This window comes from Scytonema hankhaensis NUACC26, assembly GCF_045865695.1.
Classification (GTDB): domain Bacteria; phylum Cyanobacteriota; class Cyanobacteriia; order Cyanobacteriales; family Nostocaceae; genus Scytonema.
Genome location: NZ_BAACAP010000069.1, coordinates 1 through 10,839, shown reverse-complemented (window position 1 = coordinate 10,839; position 10,839 = coordinate 1). Strand labels below are relative to the sequence as shown.

The following is a 10,839-nucleotide window of genomic DNA, read 5'->3' as shown; positions in this document are numbered from 1 at the left end:
CGTAAACGGACTACAACAGGGCGGATGGGCAATAGAAGATTCCAGCAAAGACCGCCGAAGAGTGAAGAGGATGAGGGCGCAGCAGCTATTGATGCTGAGTAGAATCGTTGCTCAAAATATTTACTCTCTCAGTTATGGCGGTCGTACAGATGTATGCCCATAATTATTGTTAGCAATTGGGATTGGGAGATTACTCCCGAACCGCCAGCTATATTACCTAAATATGTAAGGTGGGCAATGCCCACCATTTGCTATTGGTAGGTATTGCCCACCCTACATACTGGAGTGGAATTTTAGAGCGGGAAAGGAGTAAAATAATCTTCCATTCCCTTTGTGCCTAGCAATCAGTTTCGGGAATTCGCTCGCGGGCAGCTTTCAGAGCTTGTTTGACTTGTTCAAATCCCGTACCACCATAGCTGTTACGAGCGGCAACGACTTGATGTGGCGATATTGCTTCGTAAATATCTGCGTCAAAAGCTGGGTGAAGTTCTTTCCACTCCTCTAAGCCTAAATCTTTAAGAAGTTTACCTGCGGCAATACAGGTTTTAACAACTTTGCCTACAAGATTATATGCTTCCCGAAAGGGTACTCCTCGGGCTGCTAAATAATCTGCTACATCTGTAGCGTTGGAAAAGTCTTCTGTTACTGCTTCTGCTAAGCGCTGAGTACGGAATTCCAAACCTTCCCGAAGTAAAATTGTCATTGCCTCAAGACAGGCTGTGACTGTATTAACACTATCAAATAAGGCTTCTTTATCTTCTTGCAAGTCTTTGTTGTATGCGAGGGGTAATCCCTTCATCATGACCAACATTGCTTGCAGATGACCAAAGACTCTCCCAGTTTTACCCCGAACCAACTCCGGTACATCGGGGTTCTTCTTTTGGGGCATAATGCTAGAACCAGTCGCACAGCTATCTTTGAGAGTCACAAAGCTAAACTCCTCAGATGCCCATAAGATTATCTCTTCTGAAAGACGACTGAGGTGAACCATGATTATACTAGCCGCACTGATAAATTCAATGGCAAAATCGCGATCGCTAACTCCATCAAGACTATTAGCATAAATCCCATCAAAATGTAACAACTCAGCAGTGTAATGGCGGTCTATAGGAAAAGTCGTTCCCGCCAAAGCACCACATCCCAACGGTGAAATATTCACTCGCCGAGACACATCTCTAAGACGTTCCCTATCGCGTTGTGCCATATGAAAGTATGCCAGTAAGTGATGGGCTAGACTGAGAGGCTGAGCGCGTTGTAGGTGAGTATAACCTGGAAACAGTGTTTCAATGTGTTGTTCGGCAAGATCTAACAAAACATTTTGAAATTCACGCAATTGGTAGCTGATTTGCTTAATGCGATCGCGAAGATAAAGCCTAGTGTCGGTTCCCACCTGGTCATTTCTGGAACGAGCAGTATGTAATTTTTTACCAAGATCGCCTACTATTTCCACAAGACGACGTTCAACGGCAAAATGGACGTCTTCTGCCTCAATCCCAGGGTTAAAGCTACCTTGTTGATATTCTTCGCCAATCTTGTCCAAAGCTTCGACAAGTTGCTTGCCTTCTTCTTGAGAAAGAATGCCAGTATGAGCGAGCATCTGGGCATGAGCTTTAGACCCAATTAAGTCATACTCTAAAAGCTGAATATCAAAATGAATACTGGCATTAAACCGAGCAATTGCGGGATGCAACGCCGATTCAAACCGTTGACTCCAAGTGTTTTGTGCGGTCATATGCTTTAAGGGAATGGTTAGTTGTTAGTTGTTAGTTGTTAGTTGTATTTTTGCACCACTAACCACTAACCACTAACCACTAACAAATTAGTTTAACCGTAACTCGTTAAATTCCGAATCATATAACCAAGAGCCAATCCAATCAAGAGCGCCCAAGCTTGACCTGTCTGTACAAAGTGCGTAAAAGCTTTTTGCATTTGACCAAGAACGTTGGGGTCAGTTACAGTTTGAGCTAGCGCCGTCCAGTTGAAAGACGACCACCAGATGAAATGAGATATTGAATCAGTAAATATGTCCATATATAAAGATCGAGGATGAAGAATAAAAGATGAAGGATAAAATTTTATACTTTATCCTTAAAACTTTCCTTGGTAATAACCGAAATATGTAAAATTGTCCAGTGGCAAATAATTACTCCTATTTAGACTGATGACTGCCAAAGACAGCCCCAACAAAACAAATTTACCGTTAGACATAAAAAAGGTATCTTTACCTTCTGCCATCTGCCCTCTGTCATCTGCCTTTCTTAAGGCAAACCCGGAAAGACATCCACCATCTTGATTTTGATGTCCGCAAACTCTTTGACGAACTTCACTTTAAAGTCGGGAAAATTTTCAACGACTTGCCACTTGCCACAGTCTTGAGGAAATTCTGTTACTTTTTGAACGTGTAAATCTGGAAAATCTTTAACTTTTTCCGCAGTAATATCCGGAAAATCTTTGACAATTTGTACTTTACCGTAAAGCTTTATACCGTTATAAGTACAGTTAGCATCAACTCTACTTTCAGCAGTGACTGTATCGTTAGTAGATATAAAAATTGTTAATAGAAAACTTAAGGCAAATGCAGCCAATGTAATCCAACGTTTCATGTTCGCCCTCAGAATCGATTTGCCTACCGTCATAACCTCATGAGTCGGATGATGCCAACCGCAATTTTGCGGCTGTTCGCAAAATTTGTCCTGCTAACACTGCAGCGCCAAATCCATTGTCAATGTTGACAACCCCTACACCAGCAGCACAAGAGTTTAACATTGTCAATAAAGGTGCTAATCCTCCAAAACTAGCTCCATAACCGATACTTGTAGGAACAGCAATTACGGGACAATCTGCTAAACCTGCAACTACGCTAGGTAATGCGCCTTCCATTCCCGCTACAACAATCAAGACTGATGCTGATTCAATAACATGACGGTTATTGAGCAAACGGTGAATTCCCGCAACTCCCACATCCCAAAGACGCTGTACCTGAAAACCAGAAAGTTCGGCGGTGACAGCTGCTTCTTCAGCAACTGGTAAATCAGCAGTACCAGCAGAAAGAATGCCAATGATACCAGGACACTGAGGTTCAATGGTAGCAGGAGCGATAGCTTCGCTACTGCGCGGAGCGCAGATCGCACAAATTCGGGCGAAGTTGTAGTAGTGCAAACCCCTAACTTTAGGTTGTAATGCAGCATAAACATCTGGTTCTATACGAGTCGCCATCACCACTGGATTGCGCTGGCGCATGATTTCCATAATTTGAGCAATCTGCTCGGGAGTTTTACCTGGTCCCCAGATAACTTCAGGAAAACCCGTTCTCAAGGAGCGGTGATTGTCTATTTTGGCAAACTCGCCGACTGGTTCATAAGACAGGTGTTTAAGTGTTTCTAGGGCTACATCTGGGGTAACGTTACCTTGAGCGACAGATTCTAAGAGCGATCGTAAAGATTTGTTGTTTGTCATTTGTTAGTTGTTAGTTGTTCATTGTTAGTTGTTCATTGTTAGTTGTTAATTATTCTACTAACCACTAACCACTAACTATTTTTCTACTTTAAGTTCATATTTATTCCACATTGTTCCTGCTTGGGAACCAACGGCAGAGTATTTGATGTTTTGGATTCGGTTTCGCACTGCAGATAAAGACAAAGGATTGATTAAATAGATATATGGCAAATTCTCTTGAGTGAGGCGTTGGGTTTCAAAATAAATCTCTTTTCTTTTTTCTTCGTCTAACTCTTGCGCTCCTTTTGTATACAAACGACCGATTTCTGCTTCCCAATCTTGAACTTCCCAACCAATCAGCGGTTCGCTTCCTGCTTGTGGTTTTTGATTAAAAGTATGCAATCCCCCTTCAGGTAACCACACATTAGACCCATCATTGGGTTCAAAGCCTCCACTCACAAAACCTAGTAAATAGCATTCCCAAGCAAGTGAATTGGAAAGTTTCTCTACAAGTGTGTTGAAAGCAATTGCATTAAAATCTACTTGAATCCCAATTGTACTCAAATTATATTTAATTTGTGCTCCCATAGCTACGCGAGTTTTATTTTCAGCATTTGTGATTAATGAGAAACGTACCCGATTACCTTCTGTATCTAATAACTGGTTTTTAGCGTCATATTGAAAACCCGCTTTTAATAGTAATTCTTTAGCTTTCTTTGGGTTATAATCATAAACTTTTAAGCCTTTTTCTGGAGAAAGGTAGTAAGGGCTTTGTACCTCTATTGGCGAATTTTGTATGACACCAATTCCTCGAAAAACATTATTGAGTAATGCCTCTCTGTTGATAGCATGAGCAATGGCTTGTCTAAATGCTAAAGTATTAAACCAACGAGATTTAATGGGATCGACTACAAATTGTCCGTTTTTACGTCTACCTTTATTCAGGTTGAAGGAAATAAAATTTTGAGATAATTTTGCTCCTCCATTGTAAATTGTAAATTTACCTCGGTTTTCTTCGCGTTTGAGTAAAGAGAAATTTTCTGGAGAAATTTCTACTATATCTAATCCTCCAGAACGAAATTGAAGTATTATTGAATCTGTAGATTCAATAATTTGCCAAATGATTCGGTCAATATATGGTAGTTGGTTACCTTGGCTATCTTTACGCCAGTAATAAGGATTGCGCCTAAATATAACACGTTGACTTGGTGTATAGCTTTCCATTTTGTAAGGACCGCTGACAATAATTTGCTTCGGGTCTGTACCAGTTCCCCACATTGATAGAAATTGCGGATTTCCATTAGCATCTAGAGTTTTCAAAGATTTATCTAAAGCGTGTTTTGGCATAATACCAATTGAATTGGTCGAGCCGCCTGTTGTTGTATAGAGAAAAGGAGCAAAAGGCTCGGGAAGAGTAAATTCGACTTTGCGATCGCTAATTTTCCGTATTTTAGGAAAAGCCCCAGTCGAACCTATTTTCAAAGTATCTTTCCAATCAGTAGGAATTTTGGGATTAAAAATTATATCTTGATAAGTGAAGAGAACATCATCTGCAGTGAGTGGTTCACCATCTGACCATTTCAAACCCTCGCGCAGGGTAAAAACTATTTGCTTGTTATCATCAGAAATTTCCCAAGATTCTGATAAATCCGGGTCTATTTTGCCAGTTTCGCCATTAAGAGTTGTTAGCCCCAAAGTCGTAAACAAAAAGACATGAGGATAACCATTATTAAAGGGATAATTAAAAGTTTGGGGATCGCCGATAGTACTAGTCACCCATTGGGATACATTTCGTGCTGCTGCAGTTTTTAGGTTAGTGGGGTTGCAACTGGTAAAAATTATCTGGCAAACCAACCCTACAATTAATATCGGAATAACAGAAAGCCAACGGCGATGACGAGGGAAGAGAAAAAACATCATGGAAGCAAAATTTTAATCTTCTGGCATGATACAGCTTAAGGGATTAAGGAATGGGGACTAGGGACTAGAGATTGGGAATTGGTTATTGCTCAGATCCCCAACTTCTTTAAGAAGTCGAGGATCTTCTCCCTTCGGTGCCAGAAGACTACCATTACAGGTAGGGTGGGCACTGCCCACCAACGGCGAATGTGCGGCATAGCCCTACCTACTTGCACCCGCGTGTCCCTCAGTCCCCAGTCCCCAGTCCCTAGTCCCCATTCACTTTCAATTCATAAAGATTCCAAATGTATCCTCTAGGAGAAGGAAAAGCAGCAGAGTACTTGACTCCTTGAACAGTATTACGTACAGCCACTAGAGCCAAGGAATTCCATAAGTGAATGATAGGTACATATTCTTGTGCGAGACGCTGTACCTCATCATAAATAGCTTTGCGCTTTGTTTCATCAAACTCTCTTGCGCCTGCAATAAAAAGGTCTTCAATTTTCTTCTCCCAATCAGAGGCTTCCCAACCTTCTAGAGGGGGCTGTCCTTTTGCAGGTTTTTGATTGAAAACGTGGAAACTACCTTCTACAGTCCACACGTTATAACCGTCATGAGGGTCAATGTTTCCACTCATAGCTCCCAAATAAGTTTCCCAATCAAGAGTATTGCTGATTTTGTCTCCCAAAACACTGAAGTCAACGTACTGTAAATCTACCGTCATCCCTATCTTGCTCAAATCTTGCTTGATTCTGGGAGGAACTGAGGGTCTGTTACTAACAGGCGCTAACATTGTAAAGCGCACTCGATTTCCATCCTTATCTAGTAACTGACCTTTGTTATCGTATTTAAATCCCGCACCTAGTAAAACTTCCTTGGCTTTGTCTACATTGTAGTCATAGGCTTTAAGACCTTGTTTGGCAGACAAGTAGTACGGGCTAGGGGCAAAAAATGGTGAGTCTTGCGGTTCGCCCAATCCCCGCAAGTTGTTGTTAATTATAGTTTGGCGATCGAGAGCGTAAGCAACAGCTTGTCGGAAAGCAACGGTATTAAACCAACGAGACTTAATCGGATCGACAAGCGGCTTTCCGTTGCGACGACCTTTGTTAAGGTTAAAAGCCAGTAAACTTGTACCAGTAGCGGGTCCGGCATTTTGAATGCTAAAATCACCCCGTTTTTCTTCTCGCTTCAGCAATTGGAAAGTTCCCGAACCAATTTCTAGTACATCCAATCCTCCAGAGCGAAACTGCATCAAAGCTGTGTCACCAATATTTTCCACAATTTGCCAAATAATACGCTCAATATATGGCTGCGGCTTTCCTTGTGCATCCTTTCGCCAGTAGTATGGATTGCGACGAAATATCATTCGTTGACCGGGTAAATAGCTTTCCAGAGTATAGGGTCCATTCACGATGATTTTCTTGGGAGCGGTATCTATTCCCCAAGTAGAGAAAAATTCCGATCTGCCATCGGAGCGCTTGGTTTCTACTGCTTTGCGTAAGGTGTGTTCTGGTAAAATTGCCAGTTCTGCCGCAATTAATGCTAGAAAGGGTGCATAGGGTTCGGGCATGATAAACTCTACTCGGTGGCTGTCAATTTTGCGGACTTTAGGAAAAGCTTTGCTTACACCGATGCGGAGATTATCTTGAGCGTAGGTAGGAATTTCTTTATTGAGATAAATGTCATTAAAGGAAAAAACAATATCATCACTAGTCAGAGGTTTTCCATCTGACCACTTTAATCCCTCGCGTAAGGTAAAGATATAGCGTAGCTTATCCTCAGAAATTTCCCATGACTCAGCTAAAGCTGGTTCAATTTTCTTAGTGACGCCATTAAGAGCAGCTAATGGTTCGTAAGTAAAAGGAAAGATGTTGGGAGTAGATTGACTTAAAGCTGCGTTAAAAGTTTGAGGATTGCTTCCTGCACTAATGACGAGTTGGGATACTTGAGCTGCTGAGGTTTTAAACTGACTGGGATTGCAGCCGTTAAGGGATAGCGCAATCCAAAAACCCAGTAAAGCCACAACCCAACTTCTTGGGAAAATTTTTGGTAATTTGTTTGGAAAAAAATTTACGTTCATTTCTCTATAACTTTATCATGGGCTTTATTCTATAGATTTAAAACCGCGTAGGTTGGGTTGAGGAACGAAACCCAACTTTCTTCAGGCTTTGTTGGGTTTCGCGATCGCGCTCAACCCAACCTACAGATCTTGTGGGATGGACATCCTTACCCGTTCTCCTAAAATAGATGAGAAAGAACGGGCGTCCCGCCCGTACCACAAGAAAATCAACATTAACTACCAATTGTACGGGCGCAAGGCATTGCGCCCCTACTAACCACTAACAACTAACTCCTAACTTTCATCTCATATATATTCCAAACATAATTAGCAGGAGCTGGGAAAATAGAAGTGTATTTCACATTTTCAAGGTTGTCGCGCACTGCAGCTAAAGCAAGGGGATTAAATGAGTAAATAAAAGGTAAATACTCTTGTGCAAGACGTTGCGTTTCTGCATAAATAGCTTTGCGTTTTGCTTCGTCAAACTCTCTAGCCGCTTCAATATAAAGATTGTCAATTTTTTTCTCCCAATCAGAAACTTCCCACCCTTCTATCCGGTCTTTTTTGTCTTGCGGTTTCTGATTAAAAACGTGAAAGTTTCCTTCTATAGACCAGATATTGTAACCATTGGCTGGTTCAACGCCACCCGTAATCGCTCCATACCAACTGTCCCAATCTAAAGTGTTAGAAATTTTTTCTCCAATAACGCTAAAATCTAGAAACTGTAAATCCATTGTAATGCCAATCTTTTTCAAATCCTGTTGGATTCTGGGTGTAACTGTAGGTCTACCACCAGATGATACCAGCATGGAAAAGCGCACTCGATTACCATCAGCATCTAGTAATTGACCTTTGCTATCGTATTTAAATCCTGCTCCTAGTAAAAGTTGCTTAGCTTTTTCTGGATTATAGTCGTAAGTCTTTAACCCTTCTTTAGTAGAAAGGAAGTAGGGACTGGGGATTGAAACTGGTGAGTTTTGTGTTTCGCCCAATCCACGCAGGATGTTATTAATCATAGTCTGGCGATCGATAGCATACGCAACTGCTTGCCTAAATGCTACATTATTAAACCAGCGAGACTTAACGGGATCTACCAAAGGTTTTCCGTTACGACTACCTTTGTTAAGGTTAAAAACCATAAAACTTGTACCAGAATCAGGTCCTGCATTATAAATGTTAAATTTACCGCGTTTTTCTTCTCGCTTTAGCAGTTGAAAACTACCAGGACCAATTTCTAGTAAATCCAATCCTCCAGAGCGAAATTGCATCAAAGCTGTATCGGCGTTTTCCACGATTTGCCAGACAATACGTTCAATATAAGGTTGCTGCTTTCCTTGTGCGTCTTTGCGCCAGTAGTAAGGATTGCGTCGAAACACCATTCTTTGACTGGGTGAGTAGCTTTCGATTGTGTAGGGACCGTTGACAATAATTTTTTTGGGGTCTGTATCTGTTCCCCATGTAGAAAGGAACTCTGGTTGTCCGTCGCCTCGTTTTGTTTCTACAGCTTTACGCAGAGAGTGTTCTGGTAAAATCGCTGTTCCTGCTGCAACAGTTCGTAAAAAAGGTGAAAAAGGTTCTGGCAAAGTAAATTCTACCTGGTTGTTGCTCAGTTTGCGGACTTTAGGCAATGCCTTACTTTTTCCTATGCGAAGACCATCTTGATAATAGGAGGGAATACGGGGGTTGAGATAAATCTGATTAAAGGAGAAAATAACATCATCAACAGTTAATGGTTCTCCATCCGACCACTTCAATCCTTCTTTCAAAGTAAAGGTAATTCGCAACTTATCTTCCGAAGTATTCCAAGATTTAGCCAAGGCTGGCTCAACTTCTTTTGTGACTCCGTTTTCTGTAGCTAGTGCTTCATAAGTAAAAGCAGAAATATTGGGGGATTCTTGAATTAGAGCATAGTTAAAAGTTTTAGGATCGGTGGTAGTTGGAAGTACTAACTGTGAAACTTGAGCAGCGCGAGTTTTATACTGGCTGGGATTGCAGCCGTTCAAAGATAGAATAATCCAAAGCCCTAAAAGGGCAAACAGCCAACTACGTCGAAAGAATTTTATCAAGATATTAGAGTTCATTTTAAAACGTCCTGTGGCAATACTCATGATGAAGTTAGTTTCAACATACAATATCATACGAATTAAATATCCTCAGAACGGGGATGATAATATCTCAAAACAATGTATTTTAGGTTGCTATGAATTGTGATTTCTACTTCAGGTTGTGTTTCTCCATCTTTTAGCAGTGTTAACAAACCGATGGCTTTTATCTGTTCTTCTCCAGGTGGGTTGTTTAGCTTCCAGGTATGACGTAAATCTCCCAACCACGATTCTATGAGAGTTCCAAGGAAGCGGTTAGATATCCATTTATCGGGAAGCTTAAGACCATAAGGAGTAAGCACATCAACGGTATTAAAGACGCAAACTGGTTCTGATTTATTGGGACTGTCCCATTGAAAAATTTGAATATTTTTCAAGTCAATAAACATGACAAAGGGAATTGCTCCATTTCCTGCTTTTAGCCAGGAAATAACTTCCGACGTATCTCCTTGTTTTTTTGGATCGGCTTGAGCCTGAGCTAACAAAACTATTAATTCATCGCTATCTAAGATGGCAATTTCAGGCTTAATATGATAAACTTTTTGTTCTAACTCTTGAATCTTCATAATTGATTGAGCAAATATTTTTTTAACTAGATGATGACAAAGCTTCCATAAAACAAACACTTGGTATGGCTATCTGAATGGATGGTGGTATGTTTAATAATAATTGATTAGCTTGAGGATCGCGCCCTGTAGCAATACTCATGGCAAAGTTAGTTTCGATGTACAAAATCATACCACTTAAAAATCATCAGTACGCGGATGATAATACCTCAAAACAATGTATCTAGTCTTACTATCAATTTTAATTTCTACTTCAGGCTGAACATATCCATTTTTCAGAAGTGTCAACAAACCAATGCCTTCTATTTCTTATTTTCCTGGCGGATTCTCTACCCTCCAATGCCTATCTAAATCGCGCAACCACGATTCAACTCGACTACCAAGGTAATAATTAGATATCCATTGATTAGGAAGGGTTAAACCGTAATGATTAAGAACTTTAGTGGTATTAAAGACGCAAACTGGTTCTGAGTAATTGGAACTGTCCCATTGAAAAATTTGAATATTTTCCAAATCGACAAACATGACGAAGGGAATTGCTCCATTTCCTGCTTTTAGCCAGGAAATAACTTCCGACGTATCTCCTTGTTTTTTGGGATCGGCTTGAGCCTGAGCTAACAAAACTATCAGTTCATCACTGTCTAAGATCGCAATTTCAGGCTTAATACGATAAATGTTTTTTTCTAACTCTTGAGTGTTCATATAGCAATCCTATTTGAGTTACAAACATGGTACATAGTGTCTTACTTTAGGAAAATTAAATTTTTGATGATTGGTT

The 10,839-nt window shown here is 40.6% G+C and carries 11 protein-coding genes; all 11 read right to left on the bottom strand.

The annotated features are described in order from the left end of the window. Positions 1-337: 337 nt before the first annotated feature. A complete protein-coding gene (gene argH / locus ACKTT2_RS01965) occupies positions 338-1,732 on the bottom strand; it encodes an argininosuccinate lyase (protein ID WP_407883425.1) in 1,395 nt (464 codons plus the stop codon). 92 nt (positions 1,733-1,824) lie between these two features. Continuing rightward, positions 1,825-2,031, bottom strand: coding sequence for a hypothetical protein (locus ACKTT2_RS01960; RefSeq protein WP_407883423.1), 207 nt, complete (start codon positions 2,029-2,031; stop codon positions 1,825-1,827). A gap of 227 nt (positions 2,032-2,258) precedes the next feature. Further along, a complete protein-coding gene (locus tag ACKTT2_RS01955) occupies positions 2,259-2,603 on the bottom strand; it encodes a 7(1) septoil knot domain-containing protein (protein WP_407883421.1) in 345 nt (114 codons plus the stop codon). A 37-nt stretch (positions 2,604-2,640) separates the two neighbouring features. Further along, the gene (gene larB, locus ACKTT2_RS01950; protein WP_407883419.1) at positions 2,641-3,456 is read right to left on the bottom strand and encodes a nickel pincer cofactor biosynthesis protein LarB; all 816 of its coding nucleotides are present in this window, start codon (positions 3,454-3,456) and stop codon (positions 2,641-2,643) included. A 75-nt stretch (positions 3,457-3,531) separates the two neighbouring features. Continuing rightward, positions 3,532-5,355 carry an ABC transporter substrate-binding protein gene (locus ACKTT2_RS01945; protein ID WP_407883417.1) on the bottom strand — a complete coding sequence of 608 codons (1,824 nt, stop codon included), beginning with the start codon at positions 5,353-5,355 and terminating at the stop codon, positions 3,532-3,534. Between the two features lie 247 nt (positions 5,356-5,602). Then, a complete protein-coding gene (locus tag ACKTT2_RS01940; RefSeq protein ID WP_407883414.1) occupies positions 5,603-7,414 on the bottom strand; it encodes an ABC transporter substrate-binding protein in 1,812 nt (603 codons plus the stop codon). A 37-nt stretch (positions 7,415-7,451) separates the two neighbouring features. Next, complete coding sequence (locus ACKTT2_RS01935) at positions 7,452-7,637, bottom strand: hypothetical protein (protein ID WP_407883412.1); 186 nt, start codon at positions 7,635-7,637, stop codon at positions 7,452-7,454. Between the two features lie 43 nt (positions 7,638-7,680). Then, the gene (locus ACKTT2_RS01930) at positions 7,681-9,474 is read right to left on the bottom strand and encodes an ABC transporter substrate-binding protein (RefSeq protein WP_407883427.1); all 1,794 of its coding nucleotides are present in this window, start codon (positions 9,472-9,474) and stop codon (positions 7,681-7,683) included. Between the two features lie 62 nt (positions 9,475-9,536). Beyond that, a complete protein-coding gene (locus ACKTT2_RS01925; RefSeq protein WP_407883410.1) occupies positions 9,537-10,061 on the bottom strand; it encodes a hypothetical protein in 525 nt (174 codons plus the stop codon). A 22-nt stretch (positions 10,062-10,083) separates the two neighbouring features. Then, positions 10,084-10,233: a hypothetical protein gene (locus tag ACKTT2_RS01920; protein ID WP_407883408.1), complete on the bottom strand. Its 150-nt coding sequence runs from the start codon at positions 10,231-10,233 to the stop codon at positions 10,084-10,086. Between the two features lie 137 nt (positions 10,234-10,370). Then, positions 10,371-10,763 (bottom strand): hypothetical protein, encoded by a 393-nt coding sequence (locus ACKTT2_RS01915; protein WP_407883406.1) that lies wholly within the window; start codon positions 10,761-10,763, stop codon positions 10,371-10,373. Positions 10,764-10,839 lie beyond the last annotated feature (76 nt).

Coding starts and splice junctions, on each gene's coding strand:
- ACKTT2_RS01960 (WP_407883423.1), bottom strand. CDS start 2,031: ATGGACATATTTACTGATTCAATATCTCATTTCATCTGGTGGTCGTCT.
- ACKTT2_RS01945 (WP_407883417.1), bottom strand. CDS start 5,355: ATGATGTTTTTTCTCTTCCCTCGTCATCGCCGTTGGCTTTCTGTTATT.
- ACKTT2_RS01925 (WP_407883410.1), bottom strand. CDS start 10,061: ATGAAGATTCAAGAGTTAGAACAAAAAGTTTATCATATTAAGCCTGAA.
- ACKTT2_RS01955 (WP_407883421.1), bottom strand. CDS start 2,603: ATGAAACGTTGGATTACATTGGCTGCATTTGCCTTAAGTTTTCTATTA.
- ACKTT2_RS01930 (WP_407883427.1), bottom strand. CDS start 9,474: ATGAACTCTAATATCTTGATAAAATTCTTTCGACGTAGTTGGCTGTTT.
- argH (WP_407883425.1), bottom strand. CDS start 1,732: ATGACCGCACAAAACACTTGGAGTCAACGGTTTGAATCGGCGTTGCAT.
- larB (WP_407883419.1), bottom strand. CDS start 3,456: ATGACAAACAACAAATCTTTACGATCGCTCTTAGAATCTGTCGCTCAA.
- ACKTT2_RS01920 (WP_407883408.1), bottom strand. CDS start 10,233: ATGATTTTGTACATCGAAACTAACTTTGCCATGAGTATTGCTACAGGG.
- ACKTT2_RS01940 (WP_407883414.1), bottom strand. CDS start 7,414: ATGAACGTAAATTTTTTTCCAAACAAATTACCAAAAATTTTCCCAAGA.
- ACKTT2_RS01915 (WP_407883406.1), bottom strand. CDS start 10,763: ATGAACACTCAAGAGTTAGAAAAAAACATTTATCGTATTAAGCCTGAA.